The sequence below is a fragment of the Pseudomonas saudimassiliensis genome (genome assembly GCF_000939975.1).
Lineage (GTDB): Bacteria > Pseudomonadota > Gammaproteobacteria > Pseudomonadales > Pseudomonadaceae > Halopseudomonas > Halopseudomonas saudimassiliensis.
In genome coordinates this window covers 2,208,319-2,234,881 of the sequence record NZ_LK391969.1, presented here as the reverse complement: position 1 = coordinate 2,234,881, position 26,563 = coordinate 2,208,319, and the positions used below count along the sequence as shown (strand labels likewise).

Sequence of the window (26,563 nt, the reverse complement as noted above, 5' to 3'; positions counted from 1 at the left end):
GTCCTGTGCGGGTGCGTATTGCTCTGGATAATAGCGCGCCTGGGGGGAAACGGAACCTGATCACAGAAAAGCCATGGCCTTTCGGTCATATTAATACCGAAAGTGTGCAACGGGTCATGAAATTGGCATAATGCCTACTCTTCGTCACGCCCACGCAGGAAGCCATATGCAGAATGAGTCACGCAAGGTCCGGGAGTTCCGCCGCCGCGAACAGGAAATCCTCGCTTCGGCGCTGCGGTTGTTCCTGGAGCAGGGAGAGGACAGTGTCACCGTCGAGATGATTGCCGATGACGTGGGTATCGGCAAGGGCACCATTTACAAGCATTTCAAATCCAAGGCCGAAATCTACCTGCGGCTGATGCTCGATTACGAGCGCGACCTGGCAGAATTGCTGCATTCGGAAACCATCGAGACCGACCGTGAGGCCCTGTCCCGGGAATATTTCGCGTTCCGCATGAGCGATCCCGAGCGCTACCGGCTGTTCGACCGGCTGGAGGAGAAGGTCCTCAAGACCAATCAGATGCCGGAGCTCGTCGAGGAGCTGCATCGCATACGCGCGTCCAATTTCAATCACCTGACCGGGGTTATCCAGGTCCGTATCGATGATGGCAAGCTGGAAGACGTGCCTGCGTATTTCCACTACTGCGCGGCCTGGGCGCTGGTGCATGGCGCCATGTCAATGTATCACTCGCCATTCTGGCAGGAGGTGATCAAGGATAAGGAGGGCTATATGCAGTTCCTGATGGACATCGGGGTGCGCATGGGCAATCGCTCCAAGCGCCGGCGTGACGGCGAGCCTGCCTGAGCAGCGCTGAACTCCAGACGAAGCGGCGGGTCTATTCGGACAGCCGATTCAATGAGGAGTACCCGCTTGCCCCCATTCCGTTCCGCCCTGTGCCTGCTCGCTGCGCTGGCGGTGTTGCCAGCCCAGGCACGTGACTACGAATACGCCGACGCCCATCTGCATTATGTCGATTTCTTCCAGGAAACCGACGGCATGGCCAAGCTGTTGAAGCAGATGGATGAGCACGACATCGAGCATGCGATGCTCAGTGGCATCTCGGTCGCCAAGAAGTGGCATGAGGACGAGCCCCGCCGGCCTCGCTACTATGCCGGTGACGATGCTGGTGCCTATTGGTACAGCGCCACCGATCATATTGTTGCCCATGCCCTGCAAGAGCTGGATGCGGAGCAACGCAAGCGTTTTCATCCGTTTCTGACCGGTTTCAATCCCAACGACAAGAATTCGGATGAACATGTACGTCGGCTCCTGGAAACCTATCCGGGAATGTGGAAAGGGATAGGTGAAATTTTCACCCGCCATGACGACCTGACGGCCCTCACCCAGAGCGAAACACCCCGGGCCAACAGCGAGGCGCTGATACGTATCTATCACCTGGCCGCCGAACATGATCTGCCGGTCATGATCCATAGCAACATAACGTCCAAGCGCGAGCGCAACCCCCTCTATCTTCCCGAATTTGAAGTGGCATTGCGTGATCACCCCTCGGTGCGGTTCATCTGGGCGCACGCGGGCACCAGCAAGGAAATACACCGGCATCAGCAGAAGCTGGACTTTCTCTTCGAAGAGCTGGAGCGGATGCTCGGCCTATACCCCAATCTGTATATCGACCTGTCCTGGACCGTGCTGGAACCCTATATGCTGGACAAGAACGGAAAGCCGGAGCCTGACTGGGTGAAGCTGGTGGAGCGATATCCGGATCGCTTCATGATCGGCTCGGATGTGGTAGGTCGCTTCGATAATCTGGGCAAGCACATACAGGCTTTCGATGTGTTTCTGAATGCGCTGGATGAAAATGTGGCCCGCAAGGTGGCCCGGGATAACTTCCTGGCGATATTGCCCGGGCGGGGAGAGTAAGAGGCGCGGCGCCGACGTTAGTCAGCGCCGCTGTGAGGACTCACTGAGGTAATACATCTTCTTCAGGCAGTACCGGTGGCGCGTTCCAGTAGCCACACTGGTGAGCTGCGTCGAAAGCAGCCTTGGATGAGGCCGTGGGGGTCGGCGCGACAAGATTGTTAACAAAGCCGGCGTCGGACACAGGATCCCATGCCGGTAGGCTACCGCTGCCATCGGTGCCGTTCGGGCCGATAGCTGGGTCGTCCCCATAGCGCGCGAAGTTGGTCCAGTACGAGGCCATATGCTCAGCGAGAGCAAGATGGTCCTCGGTAGCCCCGCGCTCCGTCAAAGTCTCGTTGGAACTCAGCACAAACTGAATTTCAGCCGTGTGGGTGGCGCCCAGCGGGAAGGGCGCCGCTAAGCCAGGCAATGCCGGTGCGTTGCGCTCGGTGAACCAGTAGCCCCATGTGGGTACCTGATCCTTTAGCAATTGCCATTGGGTGCTGTTAGGACAGTTGAAGCGCCAGTCGGTACCAATCGCAGCGTGTGCAGCGATGTATTTATCCGGGGCCGGCAATGACGCGAACCTGGCGAGATAGTCGCTGGCAATCTGCTCAGCATCGAGCCTCGGGTCTTCTTGCAATAAAGTGCCAACCGAATTGGCGTAGCTGGCATCCTTCACCGCGTCGCTTAAAGCAGGGGCCAGCACGGCACGGAGGGCGTCGTCCGCATCTGCCAGCGCAAGCAGGGTAAATAGCGAACCCTCTTCCAGGTTGCTTCCGGAGATAACCGGGACTTTATTGAAGTCGCCTGTGGCAAGCGCCTCAATGATGGATACAGGCAGGGTCGGGGTCCCGGTCACGGGCAGATAATTTCCTGCCTGCGCCGCCAGGATGTCCTCCACGGTCTGGCTACGCAAGCAGCCCAGCAGGTCATCTGATGTGGCGCAGCCGAGTTTGGCCAGTGTTTCGGTGGCGAAGGCATATTGACCCGCAGCCAGAGGCAGCTGGGTGCCGTTGTACGCGCCGCTCTGGATAATGGCCTTGTGGAACAGCCCCTCCGCCCCCGGTGAGGCAATCTGACTGGCAACGCTGTGGCCACCTGCGGACTCACCGAACAGGGTTACGTTGTCCGGATCGCCATCAAAGGCCGCGATATTCTCCTGAACCCAGCGCAGGGCCAGTTGCTGGTCCTGCAGGCCGAAGTTGGAGTTCTCAAGATCGGCGTGCGGCAGGAAGCCCAACGCTCCCAGGCGGTAATTCAGGGTAACGACTACGACGCCTTTCTCGACCAGACGCTGTGGGTCATAGGTCTCTCCGCCGTCGCCATAGATAAAGGCGCCACCGTGAATCCATACCATCACAGGATATTCGCCGGGCTCCTCGGGAGCGTAAACGTTGAGAAACAGACAATCCTCATTGACACTGGCCTCGCCGAAGGGGCTGGCAAGCTGCGGACAGGCGCTGCCAAAGGACTCGTCGAGCTGGATTGCCTTGCTGTGGGCAGGCGGGAATTCCGGACTGCCAAAGCGTTCCGCGACGCCATAGCGGATGCCACGATAGACTTTCATGCCGGATGCGTTGATGCCCACGTAATCGCCCTGGGCGGTGCTGACCCTCAGTGGATCGCGCTCACTCTTGCTGCTGCCACCGCCGCCGCTCGATAAACAGCCGCTCAGACTGACGGCCAGCACGACCGCCGATACAGTTGACAGCATGAAGCCGGTGGGTTTGGTCCTGTTCTTTTGCATCGTTATGTTCCGTATATGTTGTTATTAGTTCTCAATGGCACAATGCCTGCTCCGTAGGGGAGACATTAAAAGAAATCGCCCCAGCTGCGCCAAACCCATTCGGGTGATGGCGGCGCCGCCGTGCTCGATACAGTGGGCCGCTATCCTGTAGACTGCCCGTCGCATCGTGATTTGGAGGTCGCATGTCTGCCCAGTCCCACTTCCCCATTGCCTATGTCGAACCGGTCTTCCGGCCACCGAGCGAGGCGCACTCCCTGATCCTGCCGGTCACCAACGGCTGCTCCTGGAACCAGTGCACCTTCTGCGACATGTATACGGCGCCCCAGAAAAAGTTTCGCGCCCGTGACGAGCAACAGGTGCTGGATGAGATACGTCGTTGTGGGGAGCAACTCCTGGTGCAGCGGGTGTTCCTCGCTGACGGTGACGCCATGGTGCTGCCGACCCATCGGTTGCTGCGGATTCTCCAGGCGATTGCCGAGCATATGCCGGAAGTACACCGGGTCACGTCCTACTGCTTGCCCCGCAATCTACGGCGCAAGTCGGTGGAGGAGCTCAAGGCCCTGCGGCAGGCTGGCCTGCGGATGCTCTATGTCGGCGCCGAGTCCGGGGATGACGAGGTGCTGCGGCGGGTGAACAAGGGCGAGACCTTCGATTCCACGGCCGAAGCATTACTCAAGGCCAGGGAGGCCGGGATCCAGACCTCGGTGATGATTCTCAATGGCCTGGGCGGGCGCTCGCTGAGCGAGCAGCACGCGGCCAACTCTGCCCGGCTGATGAATCTCGCCCAGCCGGAGTACCTGTCCACCCTGGTGGTCAGTTTCCCTAATGGGCTGGAGCGCTACCGGGAGCAGTTTCCGGATTTCCAGCCACTGGACCAGGCTGACCTGTTCCGCGAGATGGAGCAGTTCCTGGCCGCCCTGGAGCTGGACAACACGGTCTTTCGCAGTGACCACGCGTCCAATTACCTGGTGCTCAAGGGCGTATTGGGAGCTGACAAGGCGCGCATGCTGGCCCAGGTGCGTACCGCAATCGCGCACCCTGACCATGCTGGGCTGCGACCGGAATGGATGCGCGGCCTATGACCGCCTTCCGCGTTATTCCGCATTGCCTGTTCGCACTGATGGCTGCGTTGCTGTTGGCTGCCTGCACCCCCTCGCAGATGAAGGAAGAAGGGCGTTTCTATCTCAGCGATGCGGGGCTGCTGGATCACTATCAGATTCGCCGCAGCGGCAATTTCCGGCTCCAGGCCGACTCCCGGCTGTATATTGCCCAGAGCCACTTCGTGCCGGTCGGCCATGCCTACGCACGACCCAACATCCTCGCCGAGGAGGGGCTCGCTGCGGCGGTACAGGTGTTCCCCATGGTGCGCCGGGCCGAGCAGCCGCTGGGACTGAATGAGGCGCTGATGCAGGCGCGCCAGTACGGGCTCGACTATCTGCTCTACACCCGTTTTGCCAGTGCCCAGAGCAGCGCCGGGGCGCAACCGACGCCCCAGCAGGCCAGCGAGGGCCATGTGGGCCGGGACGAGGTGGTGCTGCAGCTGATGCTGCTGGAAGCCGGCACCGAGCGGCTGATCGATTTTGCCACGGTCACCAGCCGCACCGGTTTCCTGGCCTTCTACAAGTCCCGTCCAGAATACCTGCTGCGGGAACCGATGGAAGACTACACCCGTCAACTGCTGGGTAGCCGCTGACGGCCTGAATTCCAGATAGCGAGGCAATCCATGGACAATCGACAACTCCCACCCCAATCACTGCTCGACAGCCTGCCGGAATCGATCACCGCCGACCCGAGCGAGCCGGCCCCGGTGCACCTGTGGCAGCCGGAACTCAGCGGCGAGCTGGACATGCGCATCACCCGTGACGGCACCTGGTATCACGAAGGTGGGCCCATCACCCGCAAGTCCCTGGCGCAGCTGTTTTCCGGCATCCTGCGGCTGGACGAGGATGGGCGCTACTATCTGGTCACGCCCGTGGAGCGCTGGGCCATCAAGGTGGACGATGTGCCCTTCGTGGCGGTGCGCCTGGCGGTAGAAGGGCAGGGCAGCGAACAGCGCCTGACCTTCACCACCAGTCTCGGCCACAGCATCCTGGCAGGCGAGGCGCACCCCATCACCGTGACGACCGATGCCGCGACCGGCGAGCCGTCGCCCTACGTGCTGGTGCGCAGCAATCTGCAGGCGCTGATCCACCGCAATGTGTTCTACGAGCTGGCAGATCTGGCCGTCGAGGAACAGGTCGATGGCCAGCCGCGGGTAGGTGTCTGGAGCGATGGAAAGTTCTTTCCGATAGATGGCGCACCGGCCAGCGCCTGAGCTGTGCGCCTTGGGCAAAGTCAATACCCTGGAGGTAAAAAGCGTCGGCGATTTCCAGTTGATATTTACCATATCTGGGACTAGGATTCGCACTTACGCACAACCAGTAGTGGTTTTCGGGCGCAGGGAAGAGAAGGCGTGCGCGTTTGTCAAGCCCGTAAAGCACTGATTCCAGGAGAATATGATGAGTCAAACAGCCAAGGTTCAACGTCTGCATAACGTCGTCACCGCCATCCCCATGCAGCCGGCCTCGGAAGATATCTGGGATACCAAATATCGGCTCAAGACCAAGGACGGTGTTGCCATCGACCAGACCGTCGATGAGACCTATCAGCGGGTCGCCCGCGCGCTGGCCGAAGTCGAAGCACCGGAGTTGCGCGAGGAGTGGTACGAGAAGTTTCTCTGGGCCCTGCGCCATGGCGCCATCCCCGCCGGCCGCATTACCTCCAACGCCGGCGCGCTGGAACACAAGCCGGCCACCTCGACGATCAACTGCACCGTGTCGGCGACCATCGGCGACTCGATGGATGACATCCTGTCCAAGCTGCATGAAGCCGGGCTGACCCTTAAGGCCGGCTGCGGCATCGGCTACGAATTTTCCACCCTGCGACCGCGGGGCGCCTACGTCTCCGGCGCCGGTGCCTACACCTCCGGCCCGCTGTCGTTCATGGATATCTACGACAAGATGTGCTTTACCGTGTCCTCTGCTGGTGGCCGCCGTGGTGCACAGATGGCCACCTTCGATGTCGGTCATCCAGATGTGGCCGACTTCATCCGCGCCAAGCGCGAGGGCGGCCGGCTGCGGCAGTTCAACCTGTCGCTGCTGATCACCGAGGAGTTCATGCAGGCGGTGGAGTCGGACAGTGAATGGAAACTGGCCTTCCCGTTGAGCGCGGGCGAAGCGGAAGCCGACGGCATTGACATCAATAACGGTGAGCAGGTTATCTGGCGCGAATGGCCGAATAACGAGCGTTATGTCACCCGCGACGACGGCCTGGTGGCCTGCCGCGTGTTCCGCACCATGAAGGCGCGGCGCATCTGGGACATGATCATGACCTCCACCTACGATTTCGCCGAGCCGGGCTTCATCCTGATCGATCGCGTCAACGAGATGAACAACAACTGGTTCTGCGAAGAAATCCGCGCCACCAACCCCTGTGGCGAGCAACCGCTGCCGCCCTACGGTGCCTGCCTGCTGGGTTCGATCAACCTGACCCTGTTCGTCCGTGACCCCTTTACCGAGCGGGCCCGCTTCGATTGGGACGAGTACCGCAAGGTGGTCGACATCTTCACCCGCATGCTGGACAACGTCGTCGAGATCAACGGCCTGCCGCTGGAAGAGCAGCGCAACGAGATCTTCCGCAAGCGCCGCCACGGTATGGGGTTCCTGGGCCTGGGCTCGACCATGACCATGCTGCGCATGCGCTACGGTGATGCCGCTTCGCTGGAGTTCACCGAGCAGGTTTCCCGGGAGATGGCCCTGCAGGGCTGGCGCACCGGTCTCAAGCTCAGTGAGGAGAAGGGCCCGGCCCCGCTCATGGAAGAAGAGTTCACCGTGACCGGCGCCATGCTGGCCAAGCGTCCGGAAATGAAGAAGGACGGCTTCAAGGTTGGTCAGAAGGTCAAGGGCAAGGTGCTCTGGGCCAAGTACAGCCGCTACATGCAACAGGTCGCGGGCGAGGATGCGGCGTTGGTCGAGGCGCTGGCGGAGCAGGGTTGCCGTTTCACCCATCACAGCTCCATCGCCCCGACCGGGACCATTTCCCTGTCGCTGGCCAACAACGCCTCCAACGGTATCGAGCCGAGTTTCGCCCATCACTATTTCCGCAACGTGATCCGCGAAGGCAAGAAGTCCAAGGAAAAGGTCGATGTGTTCAGCTTCGAACTGCTGGCCTACCGGGAATTCATCGACCCGCAAGCGCTGCCGGACATGCAGGCCGCCTCGCGCAACCTGCCGGACTACTTCATCGCCGCCGATGACGTGAAGCCCACCGAGCACGTGGACGTGCAGGCAGCGGCGCAGAAATGGATCGACTCGTCGATCTCCAAGACCGCCAACGTGCCGACGGATTATCCCTACGAGGACTTCAAGGATATCTACCTGTACGCCTATCATAAGGGCCTCAAGGGCTGCACCACCTTCCGCTTCAATCCGGAAGCCTTCCAGGGCGTATTGGTGAAGGAGCAGGACCTGGCCAACACCACCTACCGCTTCAAGCTGGAAGACGGCAGCATCATCGAGGCCAAGGGTGGGGAAGAAATCGAGTACGACGGCGAAATGCACTCGGCGGCCAACCTGTATGATGCGCTCAAGGAAGGCTACTACGGCAAATTCTGAGCCGCCAGGGACTTGCGTCGCCCGGCTGAACTGACAATATAGCCCCGCCAATGTGCGGGGTGAGGATGATGGACAATGGCACTCAAGATAACCAGCAAGATTGTTGACTACGCAGTGGTCAAGCCGGACGAGCCGGCCAAGGCGCCCGAAGCGGCTGCGCCTGCCTATGTCGAGATGCACGAGAAGCTCAAGCGCCCCGAGTTTCTCGAAGGTTCGACCTACAAGATCAAGACCCCGACCTCCGAGCACGCCATCTACGTCACCATCAATGACGTGGTGCTCAACCCGGGCAGCGCCCACGAGACCCGCCGGCCCTTCGAGATCTTCATCAACTCGAAGAACATGGAGCATTACCAGTGGATTTCGGCGTTGACGCTGATTATCTCCGCGGTCTTCCGCAAGGGTGGCGACTGCACCTTCCTGGTCGAAGAGCTGAACAGCGTGTTCGACCCCAAGGGTGGCTACATGAAGCGTGGTGGGCGCTGGATGCCCTCCCTGGTCGCGGAGATTGGTGATGTGCTGGAGCGCCACCTCAAGCGCATCGGCATGATCGAAGACGAGATGGATGAGCACCAGCGCGCCTATCTCGAGCAGAAGCGTGCCGAGTTCACCAGCGTCAATGCCCCCGCGCAGACCGCCGCTGACTGCGATGACAGTGCAGAGGTCTATCCACCCGGTGCCCAGATGTGCGGCAAGTGCCACACCAAGGCCGCGGTGCAGATGGACGGCTGCATGACCTGCCTGGCCTGTGGCGATAGCAAGTGCGGTTGATGTCCTGACTATGCATTGCGCCGGTGCGACCGGCGCAGTGTCTTGCCTTATCCCGACGGGCATTCGCCGGTCGCTCCGCTCATATCTGATACACCCAATCCCCCTGTAGGCCACTGAACTGGCTATCGGCACCGGACTGTTTCAATTTCGAGACTTCCCGGGAAGCCCCGCAAGCGCAGCACAGCGCGGGTTTGCCCGCTCTTAACCCGTTCAGGCGGCCAGGCCTGTCTCAGTTCTGAAACAGCTGTCTTCTGCCGGCCGGCTGAAACATCTCTAACTCTCTGAATTATCGAGCCTTTCAAATTCCGGCCCGGACCTTGCTGTGGTCATGGCATGTACGGTTGCAGCCGTTTGCTAAAGGGACTTCCTGCCATGAGCTCAACGCTGTCCGCATTGCTGATCCAACTGCCGGTTTGCCTCGTGGGTTTGGCCCTGGGTGTGGCGGCCCAGTTGCCGGTCCACGGCGCCGAGGGCGACATCATCCTGTCCCGGCAGGTCCAGCCGCGTGCTGCCGCCCGGCAGGAGCTGGTGCCGGACCCCAACCCGCAAGTCGTCAACCCCCGGCGCGATGTCCTGCTCGAGCGCGCCCTGGAGTCGGGGCTGGCGCCCACGGAAATCACGGACCGGGACTTTGCCGGGATCACCAGCGGCAGCCGTTTCTCCGGCGCTTTCGATGTCATACCGGCTGGCGTTTCCGCTTCCCATCCGGCGCCCGCCGGCGGTGGCGCAGCGGGGTTCAACCCTGCGCGGCATGCGGGTGGTACGGCGGGACGGGCAGGGGGGCAGGTCAATCGGAGTATTCAGCAGGGGCTGCGCCCGCTGCAGATCCTGGGTGGCGGCAAATGATCGGCTTACGCCTGCTGGCGGGGCTCGCTGTGATGCTGGCAGTCGGGGCCCAGGCCGCCGATGGCACGGCGTCCATCGACCGCAGCGCGGCGGGTTATCAGGGGGTGCTGATGATCAACCAGGCCAGCGGTAGCCAGCAGCAAGCCAATGCCCGGGCCGTGTCGGCCGGCGCCATGCCCGAACTGAAGGTGGAACAACACCGCAGCGCCTTGACCGCCGCCGACGCCGCGGCCGACTTTAGCGCCCGTATCCGTGGCGCCTCGTTCAGTGGCGGCAGTGGTGTCCTGGGCATCAATCAGGGGGCTGGCGTGGGCAACCAGCAGATCAATGGGTTTCGGCTTGGGGCAGCAGACCAGCCCGAAAGCCTCGACGACACCGTACTGGCGCAGAGCGCCGCCGGGTCGTCGTTCAGTTCAGCTGTGGAATCACCTGGGGTTGGGGAGCGACTGGTGGAAATCGATGACCAGGCCTTTTCCGGTAGCCGCGGGGTGGTTCAGCTGAATCAGGGTGCCGGGGTTGGCAACCGCATGATCAACAACCTGGGTATCCGGATAGTGGAGTAGTTGTACACGCAGTCCTACTGAAATTGATTGTAAGCACACAAGGAATAGATCGATGAAAACAACAAGCAAGCTTGCACCCATCGCGTTCGCAGTCGCTGCCACCCTGTCATTCGGTGCCATGGCCGGCGGCGGTCACAACAACGAGCCGGAGGGGGAGCCCTCCCAATCCACGGCATCGATTCTTGATGTCCAGGTGAGTCTGGGCAACAGCGTGGTGAACGAAGGCACGGAGAATAACGCCAAGGTCCAGGGCGCCCTGGACAGCTCGTCCGGTAACGCCGGGGTCAACGTCGCCGCGGGTGATACCAACCAGCAGGCCAACGCCGCGGCAATTTCCACGGCGGATGCCAGCTTCGTGTTCGGCAATACCGCGACGTCCAGCATCGCCATCGGGCAGGTCAACGGTGGTAATGCCCTGGCTAACCTTGACGTCACCAACAACGCCAACGTCGAAAATACCGCCAATACCTATTCGGGTAACCTCGGATTGAACGTGGCGGCGGGCTCCTTCAACCAGCAGAAGAACGACGTGACCATCGCCTCGTCGGAAGCTGCGCAGAATGCCGAGGCCTCCGTCGGGGTGCTGCAGGTAGCGGTGGCCAGTACCACCTATAACGGTGTCGAGGCGGGAGACTACAGCCTTGACATGGTCGCGGCGGGCCGTCCCGGACAGGGTGGCGGTCATGGCGGTTCACCCACCACCAACCAGGATGTGCAGAACAACGCCAACCTGCTCGGCTCGCTCAACAGCGTATCGGGCAACGTGGGTGTGAACATCGCCGCTGGCGGTACCAACCAGCAGAGCAACTCGTTGTCCATCGCAGCCGGCTGCTACGCCTGCCCGTAAGCGGTACCGGACCCGGGGTGTCCCGGGTCCTTTCCCATCCTGGACCAACGCCGATGACCTATCCACTGGCCCTGCTATTGACCGTTCTGCTGTTGCAGCTGTGCTGCGCTGGCGCGCAGGCAACACCGAAACCCTTTGCCGCCTTGCCCGGTGGCGGTCTGGTCTTCAAGCCGGTCATGAGCATGCGCGAGCGGCGTTTCGCCAATCTGGTGCAACAGAAAACCGATTTCAGCTGTGGCGCAGCCGCCATGGCGACCCTGCTGAACGAAGCCTATGGCCGGCGGTTCAGCGAAGAGGATGTTATCCAGGGCATGCTGGCCGGGGCCGACCCGCAGCAGGTCCGCACCATGGGCTTCTCCATGCTGGACATGAAGCGCTACGCCCAGGAGCTGGGGTTGCGGGCACGGGGCTACCGATTGCAGCCCCAGCAACTGATAGAAGTGAAAGTCCCCGCCATCGTGCTGATGGACATCCGCGGCTACCGGCACTTCGTGGTCATGCAGACCAGCAACGATGGCTGGGTGTATGTCGGCGATCCGGTATTGGGACACAAGAAAATGATGCTGGAAGAATTCGCCCAGGGCTGGAACGGCATCGTGTTCGCCCTGATTGGTCCCGGGTATGACCGGCAGAACGCGTTGCTCACGCCGCCCGAGCCGCTGACCGCCCGCCACCGGCTGGACCAGTTTGCGCCGGTGAAGGATGCCGAGTTGATGGAGTTCGGTTTTCTGCAAAGTGATTTTTTCTGAGCATCACCGCGAATTTCCCCGGGTGGATGACGGTAAGCAAGGAGAAGCAGCATGAAGTCTTTTGTATGGCTGGCAGCCTGGATGATGGCCCTGAGTGTACCGGCCAGCGCCGACAATCCTTTCCGCGCCGCGGAACTCGATGATGAGGAGCTGGCGCAGTTGCGCGGACGCTATGTCATGCCAGGCCGGATCATCCATTTCGGCGTGACCATGAGCAGCCTCTGGGAAAACAGCGCCGGTCAGACGATCGGCGCCGAGGTGACCTTCCGGCTTGATGATCAGGCCCAGCCGAGCTTGCACGTCACCCAATTAACGCCCCCGGGAGACGATCAACCCCAGGGTGGGGCGGTAATTCCCGGTAATGGCCAGGTGGTAGGGGGAGCGGGGTTGACCGGGGTCCAGGGCATTTCCCAGAGCGTGCGCAGCGCCGGCGACTTCAATGACGGGCTGAATAATCTGGAGATAGTCATCACCAAGGGAGGCGGGGCCATTGAGCGGGACGCTGGCGCCCAACCCTGGAGCGGTGCCACCGGCTTCAGCGGCGCCGCCGGCGAGGTGTTGGTCAGCACCCGCAACGGCGGCTTGCAGATCCAGCTGGATGCAGGCGCCCAGGGCCACACGTTACAGCACATCGGCGGTGGCAATATCACCCAGCAAGCCAACTTCAGCGGCAACCTTAATTCGGCCCGCAACCTGGCGACCCTGAACGTGGCCTTGCGTGATCTGCCGCTGGGCCAGGATCTCGCCAATTGCACTCTGGAGCAGCTGCGCGCACTGCGTCCCGGCGGTTACTGAACAACCAGAATCAGAACAAGGAAGAAGATCATGCGCAGAGTGGCGGGTGGGGTCCTGCTGTTGGCAGTGACCGGTAATCTGATGGCCCAAGGCAATGATGAGCAGCTGTTGCGGCAGGAACTGGACCTGCTGCGCCAGCGCTATGAGGCGCAACAGAACGCCTTGATGATCCTGGAGCAGCGCCTGCGCCAGCTTGAGGGTGCATCAAGCGCCGCCGCGCCCGCAGCGCCAGCGTCGGCGCGGGTGGCGGCGGCCAGCCAGGGGCAGGGTGGGAGCGCGGCGGGCTACGGCCAGACCCTGCGCGACAACGCGGAGCCGCCGCCCAGCGTGGAAGCGCTGTACCAGGAAGCCAGCGGTTTCTTCGGGGGTGGCAGCTTCAGTCTCGAGCCGGGGTTTACCTACAGTCATTACGATACCCGTCAATTATTTCTCAATGGCTTCCTGGCCCTCGATGCGATCTTCCTCGGTAATATCGGCGTGGATGAAATCAATGCCGATACCTTTACCTTTGATCTGACCGCCCGCTACAACTGGCGCCAGCGTTGGCAGTTCGATGTCAACGTGCCTTATATCTATCGGGAAACCACCTACCGCTCGGCCGGTGCTGGCGGTGCCAGTTCGACGTACAGCGAGCAGATGGTGGAGGGCGGTCCGAAGCTGGGTGATATCAGCTTCGGGCTAGCCTACAAGTTCATGGATGAGCAGCCCGGCCGGCCGGATGCGGTGCTGAGCTTGCGGGTCAAGGCGCCGACCGGCGATCATCCCTACGGCATCAAGCTGGACCAGGTACCCGGCAATGATAACCTGACGGTTCCGGAATCATTGCCCACCGGTAATGGGGTCTGGTCAGCGACGGCGGGGGTCTCGCTGGTGAAGACCCTGGATCCGGCGGTCATGTTTGCCAACCTGGCCTATACCCATAATTTCGACGAAGACTTCGATGACATCAGCGCCCAGCGCGATGTCGAGGTACCCGGCAGCGTCAAGCTCGGTGATTACTTCCAGTTCGGCCTGGGCATGGCCTTTGCGCTGAACGAGCGGATGAGCCTGTCCCTGTCATTTTCCGAGCTGATCAGTCGCAGTAGCCGCATCCGCTATGCCGATGGCGGCTGGCAGACGGTCAATGGCAGCGATGCCAATGCGGCCTATTTCAATATCGGCATGACGCTGGCGGCCAGCAATCGGCTGACGGTGGTGCCTAACCTGTCGATGGGGTTGACGCCCGATGCGCCCGACTTCAGTTTGAGCCTGAAGTTTCCCTATTACTTCTGAGGATCAACGCAGCTGGTGCTTGTGCAGCAGCCGATACAGCGTCGGGCGGGATATCTGCAGTTGCCGGGCGACCTGACCCATGTTGTTGGGGTAATGGCTAATGGCGGCATGCAGTGCCTGACGCTCGGCCCGCAACACCCAGGTCTGCAGGCTGTCGACGCAGGGCTGCGCCGCGGCCGCCAGGCCGAGGTCTGCCGCCTCGATCTCCCGCCCCTCTGCCAGCACCATGCCCCGCCGGACCCGGTTGGCCAGCTCCCGGGCATTGCCTGGCCACGGATGGCGTAACATGGCAGCAATCGCATCGCTGCTGAAATTGCGCGGCCGACAGCCGGTTTCGGCGGTATAGAGTTTGGCGAAATGGCTGGCCATGGGCACGATATCGGCCTGCCGCTCGCGCAGGGGAGCGGTGCGGACTTCCAGTACATTCAGTCGGTAATACAGGTCCTCGCGGAATTGCCCGGCACTGATTGCCTGTTCCAGATCCACATGGGTCGCCGCAAGCACCCGCACATCCACGCTGAGGGGGCAGGTACCGCCCACACGTTCGATCTGCATTTCCTGCAGGAAACGCAGCAGGTTGGCTTGCAGTTCGAGGGGCAGGTCGCCGATCTCATCCAGGAACAGGGTGCCGCCATGGGCGGACTCGATACGGCCGACCTTGCGCTGATGGGCACCGGTGAAGGCGCCACGTTCATGGCCGAAGAGTTCCGACTGGATCAGGTGCTCCGGAATGGCGCCGCAGTTCACCGCAATGAAGGGGCCGTGTTTGCGGCGCGAGCCGGCATGCAGGCCGCGGGCCACCAATTCCTTGCCAGAGCCGCTTTCGCCGCGGATCATCACCGGCGAGTCGGTAGGGGCTATACGCATCACCAGGTTGCGCAGTGCCCGGGCCTTGTCGCTGGTGCCGAGAAAGAGCTCCTCGCTGGGCCAGGCCTGCTGCTGATAGCGTCGTCGCAAGCGGGCCATGCCGCAGGCGCGGCCGAGGGCAATATGAATCCGCGAGTTGTCGAAGGGCAGGGTGTGGTAATCGAGGAACCACTCGGCAACGAACTGTGCCACTCCGGGTTGTTCCAGCAGGTCTGGCGGGATTGCCACCACCCACTGGATACCGGTCTGGCTGAGCACATGCTTGAGCCGGCCGAGGTTGGCCAGGTGGGCGGCCTGCAGCCTGAGCAGGCCCAGGTCGCAGTGCGGCTGGCCCAACTGCTCCAGCGTGGCGGTGAGCACTTGCCAGCCAGCATCACTCAGTCGCGTATGCAGGTCCAGGCAGTCGCTACAGGGGTCCACCAGCAATAACCGGTGGGGTGACGTATTGGCCACGTCCAGCATGACGATCCTTCGTTCGATGACGTTATTATTGTGCGGGGGCGTTGCCTGAACATAGCAGATGCCCGCCAGACCGCAACCTCTTGATCACCCATCCGGGGGTTGAGCGGCAGGCAGCCGCCCAACGGTTACATATTCAGTCATACGCAGGGATAATAGCGGGCAGCCAAAGGAGACAACCCATGCCCCTGAATCAAGCCCCATTCCTATTGCCCATGCTGTGCCTGGCCCTGCTGGGTGGCTGGCTGGTGACCGGCTGGGTATTACTGGGTCGCGAGCGGCGCCTGCAAGATCGCCTTGATCATCTGCTGGAAGAGAACCGCGCCCAGCAACTGGAGCTGCACCAGCAACTGGGAGGCCAGTTGAGCCTGGAAACCCGGCTCGAGCACCTGCAGGAATCCGTGACCCGCCTGGACGCCGAACGTGACCGGCTGGCCGTACGCCTGGCCGATGCCGAGACCCAGTGCAACGAGTGGCAGCGTACCGCCGAGCGCTACCAGGCGCAGGCGCAGGAGCAGCAGCGCCAGAGCGAGCAGTTGCAGCGCGAACGCAGCGCCCTGGACCAACGGCTGCAGCAGCTGCAGCAGGTTCATGAGCAACTGCGGGTGGAGCACTCCACCCTGCAGACCACCCTGAACCAGCGCCAGCAGCATTTCGACGAACAGCAGCAACTGCTCAAGGACAGCCGCGAGCAGCTCAAGCTGGAGTTCGAGCAACTGGCCGGGCGTATCTTCGAAGCCAAGGGCCAGACCTTCACCCAGACCAGCCAGCAATCGCTGGATGCGCTGCTCAAGCCCTTCCGCGAGCAGATCGACCAGTTTCGCAGCAAGGTCGAGGATATCCATCACAAGGATACCCAGCAGCAGGCGGCCCTGGCCCAGGAACTGCAGCACCTCAAACAGCTCAACCAGCAGATCACCCAGGAAGCCCACGACCTGAGTACCGCGCTGCGCGGCCAGAAGAAAACCCAGGGTAACTGGGGCGAGCTGATTCTGGAAAACGTACTGGAGCGCTCCGGCCTGCGCGCCGGCGTCGACTTCAAGCGCGAAGTGAGCATGACCGCCAGCGATGGCCAGCGCCAGCGTCCCGATGCGCTCGTCTACCTGCCCCAGGGCAAGCACCTGATCATCGACGCCAAGGTGTCGCTCAACGCCTATACCCGCTACATCAATAGTGAAGACGAAACCGAGCGGCGTGTCGCCCTGGCCGAGCACGTGCATGCCTTCGGCCAGCGGATCCGCGAGCTGGCCGAGCGCAATTATTTCGATCTGCCGGGACTCAACGCGCCGGAGATGGTGTTCATGTTCGTACCCATCGAATCAGCCTTCGTCGAAGCCCTGAGAGCCGACGAGACCCTGTTCCAGAAAGCCATCGAGCAGAATGTGCTGGTGGCGACCCCGACCACCCTGCTGACCAGCCTGAATATCGTGCGCCAGCTATGGCGCTTCGAGGACCAGAACCGCCACACCGCCGAGCTGGCCGAGCGGGCGGCGCGCATCCACGACAAGTTGCGCACCTTCCTCGGCAGCATGGACCAGATCGAGAAGGGCCTCGACCGGGCCGGGGACGCCTATCGCCGGGCCCGCGACCAACTGCTCAATGGCCGTGGCAACTTGGTTAAGCAGGTGCAGGATTTCAAGGAGTTGGGCGTGTCGGTCAAGGGTGAATTGGGCGAGCACTGGACTGATCGTGCCGAGCTTGAGCTCGGCCACGATACACCGGCAGCGGATACGCTGGGTTGAGATTCGCTAGGGAAGAGAGAAACCCGGCAGGGCGCCGGGCTTTACAGATGGAAGTCGCCGCTGGCTTCGGGCTGGTATTCGATGTCGATGATCTTGAGCTTGAGAGGACGGCCATTGGGGCCGGCCCAGTCGATGCTCTGGCCTTTCTTCAGGCCCAGCAAAGCGATGCCCACCGGGGCGAGGACCGAGATGGTACCTTCCTTTCCGGCCTTGTCGGGGTAGACCAGGGTCAAGACCATTTCGCGGCCGCTGGTTTCATCCGCGAAGCGCACCGTGGAATTCATGGTGACCACATCCGGAGCGACGCGCGTGTGACTTACGACCTTCGCTCGCAGCATCTCGTTTTCGAGTGCCTCCAGCAGATCGATCGGCGCGTCCATGGTATTCAACACCTCATCCAGGCGTTGGACATCCAGACGGGTGAGCACGATAGAGGGTGATTTGCTCATGGCGAACAGCATTACTCCTTGTAAAGAACAATAAAGAATCGGCAGTTGGGAAATACAGGTAAAGAAGCCAACAGGACATCGGCATGGATAGACAGTACCAGAAAGAAGACTTCTTGCAAGCTCCCCGCCGGTTTTGCTGGCGGACCGCCGCCGATTTCAGACCGGCGTTGATGATGGGGAAGGTGAGATGCGAGTGATGAAGCAGGTAGCGCTGTTCGTGCGCACCAATCTATGGATAGTGCCGCTGGCGTTGTTGATCGCCTGGGGGCTGTTCCGCTTTCTCGATCCGGCGCCGCCGCGCAGTCTGGTGATGACCACGGGGGTGGAATCCGGCGGCTATCACAGCTTTGCCCTGGCCCTGCAGGAGCGGCTGGCCGAGGAGGGGCTGACGCTGGAACTGCTGACCAGCAGCGGTTCAGTGGAGAATCTGGAGCGCCTGACCGATGGCAGCGGCGCCGTGCAGCTGGGACTGATCCAGAGCGGCACCACCGGCTTGGTCGAGCAGCGCCAGCGCGAGCAATTGACCGGGCTCGCCGCGATCTACCATGAGCCGCTCTGGCTGTTCCAGCGGCGGGGCGCGGGCATTACCCAGTTATCGGATCTGCACGGCCGGCGGTTGTCGGTCGGCAGCCTCGGCAGTGGCACCTGGGCGGTGGTGCGCAGTCTATTCAACCAGTACGGCGAGCAGGTCGGCGAGGCGGATATTGCCGCTGGCCATTGGCAGCGGCTATCAGCCACGGCCTCGCTCAACGGGCTGCGCAGCGGCGAGCTTGATGCCGCCTTCTTTGTCCTGCCGGTGGCCAATGCGACGGTGCAACAATTGTTGGCTGACCCGGAGCTGGAGCTGGTCGACCTGCAGCAGACCGAAGCCCTGGCCGCACGGCTACCTTTCCTGGATATCCTGAGCATCCCCCGGGGGTTGCTGGACCTGGGCCGTGATATCCCCGCCCAACGCACTGAATTGTTGTCGCCGGTAGCAACCCTGGTGGCCAACGAAACGCTGCATCCGGCGCTCACTTCGCTGGTACTCAGGGCAACCGCCGAGGTGCTGCGCCAGGGCAGCCTGCTCGACCCGCCGGGCAGCTTTCCCGCCGCCACGCCCATGGAGCTGGAGCTGACCGGTGAGGCGGCCTACTACCACGAGCATGGCGTACCGCTGCTGCAGCGCTACCTGCCGTTCTGGATTGCCTCCATCTTCGATCGCTACGTGGTGCTGCTGATTCCCTTTATCGTCATCATGCTGCCGCTGCTCAAGAGCATGGGGCCGCTGTATACCTGGCGCATGCGTGCTCGGGTCTACCGCTGGTACGCCGACCTGCGCCGGGTGGACAAGTTGATCCACACCGGCGGCATCAACCAGGTGCTGGAGCGGGAGATCGACAGCCTGGTGAGGCTGGAGGACGAACTGACCCGGGTTGACGTGCCCTTGTCCTATGCTCATGAACTCTACAGCCTGCATCTGCACGTGGGGTACATGATCAGCCGGTTACGGCAGATGCGCGATGAGTCTGGCGCATCCGCGGGCTGACCGCCGCTGAGTCCACGGTGTGTATCCATTCGTTGCCCGGGGTTTCAACCGCAGCGGGCTGGTCTAAGATGAGGTGGCAGCCAAACGAGAGGTGAACATGAAGGATGTGTTGAGCAAGGCAACGGACGCAATCAACCACGTACTGCTGGGCAAACAGCATGCGGTCAAGCTGGCGGTGGCCTGCATACTGGCGCGGGGGCATCTGCTGATCGAGGATCTGCCGGGGATGGGCAAGACGACCCTGTCCCAGGCCCTGGCCCGGGTGATGGGGCTGAGCTATCAGCGCATCCAGTTCACCAGCGACCTGCTGCCCGGGGACATTCTCGGCACCTCGGTGTTTGATCGCAATACCGGCGCCTTTGTCTTCCATCCGGGGCCGATATTTGCCGAGCTGGTGTTGGCGGATGAGATCAACCGGGCCACGCCCAAGAGCCAGAGCGCCCTGCTGGAGGCCATGGAGGAGGGGCAGGTCACGGTGGATGGCGCCACCCGACCGCTGCCCGACCCCTTCTTTGTCATCGCCACCCAGAACCCGGCGTCCCAGGGCGGCACCTTCGCGCTGCCCGAATCCCAGCTGGACCGCTTCCTGATGCGCCTGTCCCTCGGCTATCCGGCCGCGGCAGCGGAAAAGACCCTGCTGCTGGGCGGTACCGGCCGGGCACGCCTGGACGATCTCACCCCAGCGCTCACCCGTGCCCAGTTGCTGGCGCTGCAGGCTGCCGTGCCGCAGGTAACGGCAAGCGAGGCGGTTATCGATTACATCCTGCGGCTGGTCGCGCGCACCCGGGAAAGCAAGCTCTGCGCCTGGGGGCTGTCGCCCCGGGCCAGTCTCGGGTTGCTGGCGGCGGCGCGCGCCTGGGCCATGCTGGAACACCGGGCCTACGTGATCCCGGAGGATGTCCAGGCGGTGCTGCCGGCGGTGGTCAGCCACCGGCTGCGGGCCAGTGACGACCCTGCCGGGCACGGCGGTGGCAGCCTGGCCCAGCGGCTGCTGAATGAGGTCCCGGCGGTTTGATGGCTCGGCTGAGCGGCCAGACCAGTGCCCTGTTCCAGCGCTGGTTGACCAGGCGCATTCCGGCGGCCAGCCGGGTACGGCTGAATCACCGGCGCATCTTCATCATGCCCACCCGCGCCGGAATGGGGCTGCTATTGCTGTTGGTGATCATGCTGATCGGTGCGATCAACTACCAGAACAGCCTGGTCTACGCGGTGGTGTTCCTGCTCGGCAGTCTGTTCTGGATCGGGCTGCACCATACCTATCGCAATCTTGCCGGCCTGGAACTGCAGGCCGGCGGCAGTCTGCCCGTCTTCGCCGGCGAGGCGGCGGAGCTGCCCCTGACGTTGCTCGCCCCCCGGCGGGAATACCAGGCTATTACCCTGTTCTGGCCGGGTACCGATCGCCGCCAGGTGGACGTCGAGCGTGAATTGGGGGCGGCCTTGCCGCTGTATCATCCCACCACCCAGCGCGGCTGGTTGCGGCCGGGCCGCCTGCGGGTGGAAACCCGCTATCCGCTGGGCTGGTTCGTCGCCTGGAGCCTGGTCGACCTGGACTGGCGGGTATTGGTGTATCCGCAACCCCTGACGCTGCCCTTGCCCGGTAGCCGGGCGGCGGAAGCGGGCGATGGTCATCAGTTGCTCGCCGAAGGGGTCGATGATTTCCAGGGGCTGCGGGCCTACCAGCCCGGCGATTCGAGGAAACGGCTCGACTGGCGCGCCTGGTCCCGGGGGCAGGGTCTGCACAGCAAGGTCTTCGCCGAACCCCAGCAGGACAGCCTGTGGCTGGACCTGGCGCACACCCCCGGCTCCTCGGTAGAACAGCAACTGAGCTGCCTGGCCGGCTGGGTGCTGCAACTGGAAAGCCTGCGCCGGCCCTACGCCCTGGCCTTGGGCGAGCAGCGCATCGGCCCTGGCCAGGGTGAGGCCCACCGGGACAGCTGCCTGCGCGCCCTGGCACTGCATGGGGTGGCGCCATGACCGGCCATGCACTGATCCCGCGCAACAGCCTGGTCTGGCTGCTTACTGCGCAGGTGGTGGCCCTCGCTCCGCACCTGCCCCGGCTGCCGCTCTGGGTGGCCGTATTGTGGCTGGGTTGCGCCCTGTGGCGGGTGCAGATCCAGCGTATGCGCTGGCGCTACCCGGGATTGCTGGTGCGTGTGCTGGCGCTGCTGCTGGTCACCGGTGGGGTATTCCTGGCCCAGGGCACGCTGATCGGCCTGGATGCCGCGGTCATGCTGCTGCTCATGCTGTTCATGCTCAAGCTGCTGGAGATGCGCCGGCCCCGTGATGCACTGGTGGTCATCTACTTGGGCTTCTTCATCGTCGCCACCGCCTTCTTGTTTGACCAGAGCATTCCCCTGGCCCTGTTCCAGTGCTTTTCCTTGCTGGTGCTGGTCGCCGCGCTGGTAGGTCTGCAGCAGACGCCGGGGCGCAACGATCCGGCGCGGGCCATGCGCACCGGCGCACTCCTGCTGTTGCAGGCTGTGCCTTTGATGGTGGTGCTGTTTGTGCTGTTCCCGCGCATGGGGCCACTGTGGTCGGTCAATGCGCCGGGTCAGCAGGCCCGGACCGGCCTGGCGGAGAGCATGGCCCCCGGGGATATTGCCGAGCTGGCCCGTTCCGGGGAGCTGGCGTTCCGCGCGGCCTTCGACGGCGCGGTGCCGGCGCAGCCACAGTTGTACTGGCGGGCCCTGACGCTCAGTCGCTTCGACGGGCGCAGCTGGAGCCGCTCGCGCTTCAATTCGGCCGGCACGCCACCGGACTGGGAGCCGCAGGGCGATCCGGTCAGTTACCGGGTGGTGGCCCCGGCCAGCAACCAGCCCTGGGTGTTCAGTCTGCGCGGGGCGAGTTCAACGGATGAACGCCTGGTACTGACCGGCGATTACCTGCTGCAGGCGCGGCGCCCCCTGGCCCAGGCGATGTCCTATGGCGCCAGTTCACGGCTGGACAGTTTGTTGCAGCCCGGCGGACTGGACCCACTGCAGCAGCGGATCAATCTGCAGTTGCCGGAGCAGGGTGATCCGCGCAGTCGTGCCTTTGCCGCCCAGCTGCGCCAGGCTTATCCTGATGATGCGGCCCTGGTACAGGCGCTGTTACGTCATTTCAACCGGGAACCCTTCCATTACACCCTGCGCCCCTCACCCTTGGGGCAGCATTCCAATGATGAGTTCCTGTTCGATAGCCCGCGTGGTTTCTGCGTGCATTTTGCCGGCGCCATGACCTTCGTATTGCGGGCGGCGGGAATTCCGGCGCGGATCGTCGCCGGCTACCAGGGCGGTGAAATGAATCCCCGGGGCAATTACGTCCTGGTCCACCAGTTCGACGCCCACGCCTGGGTGGAGGCCTGGTTGCCGGGGCAGGGCTGGGTATCGGTCGATCCGACCTTCCAGGTGGCCCCTGAGCGCATCGAGCGGGGGCTGCAGGAAGCGTTGGCCGGGGAGGGCAGCTTTCTCGAGGATTCGCCCCTGGCGGCCGCGCGTTATCGCAACATTGGCTGGATCAACGATATGCGGTTGTTCTGGGACGATATCAACTACCAGTGGCAGCTGCGGGTGCTGGGCTACCAGAGCGAACGGCAGCTGGACTTCTTCCGCCGCTGGCTGGGCACCACCGATTGGCAGCGGGTCGGGCTGATCTCCCTGGGGCTGTCGCTGTTGATAGCCTTGCCCATGGCCCTGTGGATCCTGCGGCCGGATCGTCAGCCCCGCGACCCGCAGCGGCGCGCCTGGGTCAAGCTGAACCGGCGGCTGGGCCGTCTGCAATTGCAGGCAGCTACCGGTGAAGGCCCCCGCGCCTGGCAACAGCGCCTGGAACACGCGCTGCCGGCACAACGGGACGAACTGGGCGCTTTCTTCGATGAATATGTGCGGCTGGGTTATGCCACCCCGCCCGGTGCCCCCACGCCAGCGGCCACCCAACTCAACCTGGCCCTGCGGGCCCTGCTGCAAGCCTTGCCACGCACCCGTCCGCGGCGGCCCATCACGCCGTTGGACTTGCCTGGAGAGGGGCCGCGGTTGTAATGTGATGCGCTCTATTGCAGGGTCAGACAGGAGCCATCAGTGCACCCTTTCAATGCCTCACGCCCACCCGGGCTCGCCATTGGGCTGGCCATGGCTGGATTGCTGCCCTTTGTCACGGGTGCGTTGGGTCTCTGGGTGATTCCCGAAGGCTGGCGTATCTGGGTGATGGAAGAGTTGATGTCCTTTGCCGCTGTCATGCTGGCCTTCATGGGGGCGCTGCATTGGGGGCTGGCGATGCGTGCCGACGAGTCGAGCCGCGACGCACCCGTGCAATTGGGATTGTCGGTCATTCCCCCGCTGCTTGGCTGGCTGGCCCTGAGCCTACCGATCGATCTGGCTGTACCGCTGTTCTTCTTCGCCTTCGCCGCCCTCTATTACGCAGATATCTGGGCGGTCCGGCATGGCCTGGCGCCGGCCTGGTATACCACCCTGCGCAAACCCTTCAGCCTGGTTGCCGTCGGCTCGATGGCGGTGGCCTGGGCAGCCACCCTGGTGAAAGGCTAGCGCTGGGACACCCGATGCAGTAGTGATAGTGCTGCATCGGGACCGGCTCAGCTCTTCTTGACGAACTCGGACTTGAGTTTCATCGCGCCGATACCGTCAATCTTGCAGTCAATATCGTGGTCGCCGTCGACCAGTCGAATGTTCTTTACCTTGGTCCCTACCTTTACTACGGAAGAAGAACCCTTGATCTTCAGGTCCTTGATCACGGTAACCGAGTCGCCGTCCTGAAGAACATTGCCGTGCGCATCGGTAATAACGCGTTCATCACTAGCGGCGTCGTGGTTAGCCTCTTTCGACCATTCGTGGGCGCACTCCGGGCAAACATACATGGCGCCATCTTCATAGGTATAGGCGGAGTTGCAGGAGGGACAGTTAGGAAGCGTACTCATGATATTACCTTCTTCGGAAGCTGGCTCGGAGAGCCTGGGAACCTTGCTGGGCTGGCGCGGACACTACCATGCAGGGGGAGCCTTGTCCATTTACAGGGCCCGCCCCATGGGGGCTGCAGACCTTTACGCAGCGGCTGTCGGCGGCCGTGGCCAGGAGCCAAGGTTGTAGCAACGGGGGTGGTACTGTAGAATCCGTCCATCGGCCAGGTCGGCATGACGCTGAAGCAGAGGTTCTGCGCAGCCCCTGATGCAGTTGAAAAAACATGTTTCAGGTTGCACTTCACTGCATGTCGGCCCAGGCTATTTCATTGTTTGCCAGAGAAAAACCCGGGTGATCAACCCGATAAGTGTTTGGTTATGTTTGCATCACTTCAGGAGATGTTCGTAAAGCCAGCCATATAAAATGGACAGAAGTAACATCGGAGAATAAATAATGTCTATGTTCAACTACCGTGATAGTGCATTAGTTTCAAACTTCAGTCTGAAGACCGCGTTTTCCAACCTTTCGGCCTACAAAGGCTACCATTAGCATTCCTGTTGCCCTCTGCTGTAGGAATCTCTGAACAGCGATATCGCTCGGCCGTGCTGATAGTTTCCAGAGCCTGAACCAGGCGCTCCATTGTATTCAGCCGGGTCCCGGCACGCTGCGTTTTCCAGAGCATCCTTGTCATCGTCGTTTGTCGTGCGCTTCCCCTTATGCGCAGCGGCACGATCCTGTTCTTTTTTTGCGGTTCGGTTGCGCCCCCTTCGGGGTGGATGTCCGTTGCCGCGGGAAGCCACGAGGTCATGCAGTGAATTCCGAGTTGTTTCAATTTTCCACCACGACAGTGCTGCTGTTGTTGATCGCCTTCTACGGCGGTACCTATCTCCTGTCCACCCGGATCAAGCAGGATGACGGTGATGCCGACGGTTTCATGGTCGCCAACCAGCGTATCGGCCTGGGTATGGGGGCGGCGAGCATGACGGCCACCTGGATCTGGGCGGCCTCATTCTATGCGGCAGCCACCTCCGGCTATACCTACGGCGTCTCCGGCCCGCTGCACTACGGCTTCTGGGGCGCGCTGATGATCCTGTTCATCTATCCCTTCGGACGCCGTTTCCGCGAACTGGCCCCCAACGCCCACACCCTGGGCGAGCTTATCCATGCGCGCCACGGGGCCTCCAGCCAATTGATTCTGGCGTTCTCCAATATCCTTGGCAGCATCATCAGCCTGATGGTCAACCTCACCGCCGCGGGGGCCCTGGTGTCGGTATTGTCGCCGCTGTCCTTCCAGGCGGGGATAGTGATCGCCGGCCTGGGTGTGCTCAGCTATACGCTGTATTCGGGCTTCCGGGCGTCGGTGTTCACCGATTTTGCGCAGCTGATGGCGATGATGGCGATTGCCGTGGTGATCATCCCCGCGGTGCTGTTCGCCATGGGCGGGCCGGCGGTCATGGCGGATAACCTGTCGAACCTGACGGCCGAGCAGGTCAATATCTTCTCCACCGAAGCCTTCCTCCACCAGGGGGCACCCTATTTTGTGGCGGTGCTGGCCTACGCTATCGGTAACCAGACCATATCCCAGCGGCTGTTCGCCGTGGACGAATCGCATATCAAGCCCACCTTCATCACCGCCACCATCAGCTACGGCGCCATCGTCATCGGCCTGGGCATGATTGGTCTGATGGCCTTGACCCTGGGTGTCGAGCCGCTGGATGGCAACATGAACAACCTTATCCCGCAGATGGTGTCCAGCTATCTGCCGCCGGCATTCATCGCGCTGTTCTTCATCCTGGTGATCGGTTCGCTGTCGTCCACTGCCGACTCGGACCTGTCGGCGCTGTCAGCGATCATGATGGCGGATGTCTACGGCAAGAACATCGCCAAGGGCCGGGCCAACCCGAAGAAGATGCTGCTGATCGGACGCATGACCATGATTACCGCCACTGTGCTGGGCATGATCTTCGCGAGCTTCTCGCTGGATATCCTGGTGATGCTGGTGTTCGTTGGTGCGCTGTGGGGCGCCGTGGTGTTCCCGGTCATTGCCAGCTGCTTCTGGAACCGGGTAACCAACGCAGCCTTTACCTGGGCGGTGATCGTCGCCCTGGCGATCTTCTGCCTGGTGCGCTTCGAGCTGCTGGCCATGACCGGCGTGCTGGCGATTGGCGTCGAGTTGCTCGCCGCGGTCGGTGCCGGCGTGGTCGGTGGACTGATGACCTTTGGTTTCTTCGGCAAGCGCATGGGCGTCATTGCGTTCTTCATCGCCACGGCGGTGGTGGCCTGGATTGGGGTAGGTAACCTGCGCGAGTTCACCGTGCTGTTGTCCTCCCTCACCGCCTATGGCGTGAGCACCCTGGTCTGCATCGGGGTCAGCCTGATGAGCAGTGAACGCTTCGACTTCGATTTGATCCAGCAGCGTGTGACTGACTACAACCTGCCCGCGGAAGACCAACCTGCGGCGGTCGATGCAGTCGTTACCCGCTGAGGATCCGTTATCCGTCCCCGGAACGGGGGCGGTATCTTTAT

23 protein-coding genes and 1 pseudogene are annotated in these 26,563 nt (G+C 62.3%); 20 read left to right on the top strand and 4 right to left on the bottom strand.

Going from position 1 to position 26,563, the window contains the following annotated elements:
• Positions 1-166: 166 nt before the first annotated feature.
• Positions 167-805 carry a TetR/AcrR family transcriptional regulator gene (locus VG99_RS10345; protein WP_044499779.1) on the top strand — a complete coding sequence of 213 codons (639 nt, stop codon included), beginning with the start codon at positions 167-169 and terminating at the stop codon, positions 803-805.
• Between the two features lie 51 nt (positions 806-856).
• Positions 857-1,879, top strand: a complete 1,023-nt coding sequence (locus tag VG99_RS10340; protein WP_044499778.1) for an amidohydrolase family protein — start codon at positions 857-859, stop codon at positions 1,877-1,879.
• A 40-nt stretch (positions 1,880-1,919) separates the two neighbouring features.
• On the opposite strand, the gene VG99_RS10335 is transcribed toward VG99_RS10340, so the two are convergent.
• Positions 1,920-3,608 carry a carboxylesterase/lipase family protein gene (locus VG99_RS10335; RefSeq protein ID WP_052508776.1) on the bottom strand — a complete coding sequence of 563 codons (1,689 nt, stop codon included), beginning with the start codon at positions 3,606-3,608 and terminating at the stop codon, positions 1,920-1,922.
• Between the two features lie 182 nt (positions 3,609-3,790).
• Between VG99_RS10335 and VG99_RS10330 the strand changes: the two genes are divergently transcribed.
• The 11 genes from VG99_RS10330 to VG99_RS10275 all read left to right on the top strand — a co-directional run bounded on the left by VG99_RS10330 (position 3,791) and on the right by VG99_RS10275 (position 14,103).
• The gene (locus tag VG99_RS10330) at positions 3,791-4,690 is read left to right on the top strand and encodes a radical SAM protein (protein ID WP_044499774.1); all 900 of its coding nucleotides are present in this window, start codon (positions 3,791-3,793) and stop codon (positions 4,688-4,690) included.
• Positions 4,687-5,301 carry a DUF4823 domain-containing protein gene (locus VG99_RS10325; RefSeq protein WP_044499773.1) on the top strand — a complete coding sequence of 205 codons (615 nt, stop codon included), beginning with the start codon at positions 4,687-4,689 and terminating at the stop codon, positions 5,299-5,301. Before VG99_RS10330 ends, VG99_RS10325 begins: the two co-directional genes overlap by 4 nt.
• 30 nt (positions 5,302-5,331) lie before the next feature.
• Positions 5,332-5,922, top strand: a complete 591-nt coding sequence (locus VG99_RS10320) for a DUF1285 domain-containing protein (RefSeq protein ID WP_082050028.1) — start codon at positions 5,332-5,334, stop codon at positions 5,920-5,922.
• A 184-nt stretch (positions 5,923-6,106) separates the two neighbouring features.
• Complete coding sequence (locus tag VG99_RS10310) at positions 6,107-8,260, top strand: adenosylcobalamin-dependent ribonucleoside-diphosphate reductase (RefSeq protein ID WP_158023912.1); 2,154 nt, start codon at positions 6,107-6,109, stop codon at positions 8,258-8,260.
• A gap of 75 nt (positions 8,261-8,335) precedes the next feature.
• The gene (locus VG99_RS10305; protein WP_044499768.1) at positions 8,336-9,031 is read left to right on the top strand and encodes a TSCPD domain-containing protein; all 696 of its coding nucleotides are present in this window, start codon (positions 8,336-8,338) and stop codon (positions 9,029-9,031) included.
• Between the two features lie 372 nt (positions 9,032-9,403).
• A complete protein-coding gene (locus VG99_RS10300) occupies positions 9,404-9,877 on the top strand; it encodes a hypothetical protein (RefSeq protein ID WP_044499767.1) in 474 nt (157 codons plus the stop codon).
• A complete protein-coding gene (locus tag VG99_RS10295) occupies positions 9,874-10,440 on the top strand; it encodes a hypothetical protein (RefSeq protein ID WP_052508775.1) in 567 nt (188 codons plus the stop codon). Before VG99_RS10300 ends, VG99_RS10295 begins: the two co-directional genes overlap by 4 nt.
• A 52-nt stretch (positions 10,441-10,492) precedes the next feature.
• Positions 10,493-11,287, top strand: a complete 795-nt coding sequence (locus VG99_RS10290; RefSeq protein ID WP_044499765.1) for a hypothetical protein — start codon at positions 10,493-10,495, stop codon at positions 11,285-11,287.
• A gap of 53 nt (positions 11,288-11,340) precedes the next feature.
• On the top strand, positions 11,341-12,036 hold the full coding sequence (locus VG99_RS10285; RefSeq protein ID WP_044499764.1) for a C39 family peptidase: 696 nt from the start codon (positions 11,341-11,343) through the stop codon (positions 12,034-12,036).
• Positions 12,037-12,087: 51 nt separating this feature from the next.
• Positions 12,088-12,831, top strand: coding sequence for a hypothetical protein (locus tag VG99_RS10280; protein WP_044499763.1), 744 nt, complete (start codon positions 12,088-12,090; stop codon positions 12,829-12,831).
• An 81-nt stretch (positions 12,832-12,912) separates the two neighbouring features.
• Entirely contained in the window at positions 12,913-14,103 is a 1,191-nt protein-coding gene (locus tag VG99_RS10275; protein ID WP_052508846.1) for an autotransporter domain-containing protein, read from the top strand.
• Positions 14,104-14,106: 3 nt separating this feature from the next.
• On the opposite strand, the gene VG99_RS10270 is transcribed toward VG99_RS10275, so the two are convergent.
• Positions 14,107-15,432: a sigma-54 dependent transcriptional regulator gene (locus VG99_RS10270; RefSeq protein ID WP_044499761.1), complete on the bottom strand. Its 1,326-nt coding sequence runs from the start codon at positions 15,430-15,432 to the stop codon at positions 14,107-14,109.
• Positions 15,433-15,611: 179 nt separating this feature from the next.
• Between VG99_RS10270 and VG99_RS10265 the strand changes: the two genes are divergently transcribed.
• Positions 15,612-17,171, top strand: a complete 1,560-nt coding sequence (locus VG99_RS10265; protein ID WP_044499760.1) for a DNA recombination protein RmuC — start codon at positions 15,612-15,614, stop codon at positions 17,169-17,171.
• A 41-nt stretch (positions 17,172-17,212) separates the two neighbouring features.
• On the opposite strand, the gene rnk is transcribed toward VG99_RS10265, so the two are convergent.
• Positions 17,213-17,620, bottom strand: coding sequence for a nucleoside diphosphate kinase regulator (gene rnk / locus VG99_RS10260; protein ID WP_044501582.1), 408 nt, complete (start codon positions 17,618-17,620; stop codon positions 17,213-17,215).
• Between the two features lie 187 nt (positions 17,621-17,807).
• Here rnk and VG99_RS10255 point away from each other — a divergent pair, with 187 nt between their 5' ends.
• The 5 genes and pseudogenes from VG99_RS10255 to VG99_RS10235 form a co-directional block, all read left to right on the top strand.
• A complete protein-coding gene (locus VG99_RS10255; protein WP_044501581.1) occupies positions 17,808-19,148 on the top strand; it encodes a TAXI family TRAP transporter solute-binding subunit in 1,341 nt (446 codons plus the stop codon).
• 97 nt (positions 19,149-19,245) lie between these two features.
• A complete protein-coding gene (locus tag VG99_RS10250) occupies positions 19,246-20,163 on the top strand; it encodes an AAA family ATPase (RefSeq protein ID WP_044499756.1) in 918 nt (305 codons plus the stop codon).
• On the top strand, positions 20,163-21,122 hold the full coding sequence (locus VG99_RS10245; protein ID WP_044499755.1) for a DUF58 domain-containing protein: 960 nt from the start codon (positions 20,163-20,165) through the stop codon (positions 21,120-21,122). Before VG99_RS10250 ends, VG99_RS10245 begins: the two co-directional genes overlap by 1 nt.
• On the top strand, positions 21,119-23,164 hold the full coding sequence (locus VG99_RS10240) for a transglutaminase TgpA family protein (protein ID WP_044499754.1): 2,046 nt from the start codon (positions 21,119-21,121) through the stop codon (positions 23,162-23,164). The genes VG99_RS10245 and VG99_RS10240 overlap by 4 nt, the downstream gene beginning before the upstream one ends.
• Before the next feature lie 90 nt (positions 23,165-23,254).
• Positions 23,255-23,584 (top strand): annotated as a pseudogene (locus tag VG99_RS10235) (DUF3429 domain-containing protein); the annotation flags it as partial.
• 131 nt (positions 23,585-23,715) lie between these two features.
• Here VG99_RS10235 and VG99_RS10230 read toward each other — a convergent pair.
• Positions 23,716-24,057, bottom strand: coding sequence for a zinc ribbon domain-containing protein YjdM (locus tag VG99_RS10230; protein WP_044499751.1), 342 nt, complete (start codon positions 24,055-24,057; stop codon positions 23,716-23,718).
• 791 nt (positions 24,058-24,848) lie between these two features.
• On the opposite strand from VG99_RS10230, the gene VG99_RS10225 reads away from it, so the two are divergent.
• On the top strand, positions 24,849-26,522 hold the full coding sequence (locus VG99_RS10225) for a sodium:solute symporter family protein (protein ID WP_044499750.1): 1,674 nt from the start codon (positions 24,849-24,851) through the stop codon (positions 26,520-26,522).
• Positions 26,523-26,563 lie beyond the last annotated feature (41 nt).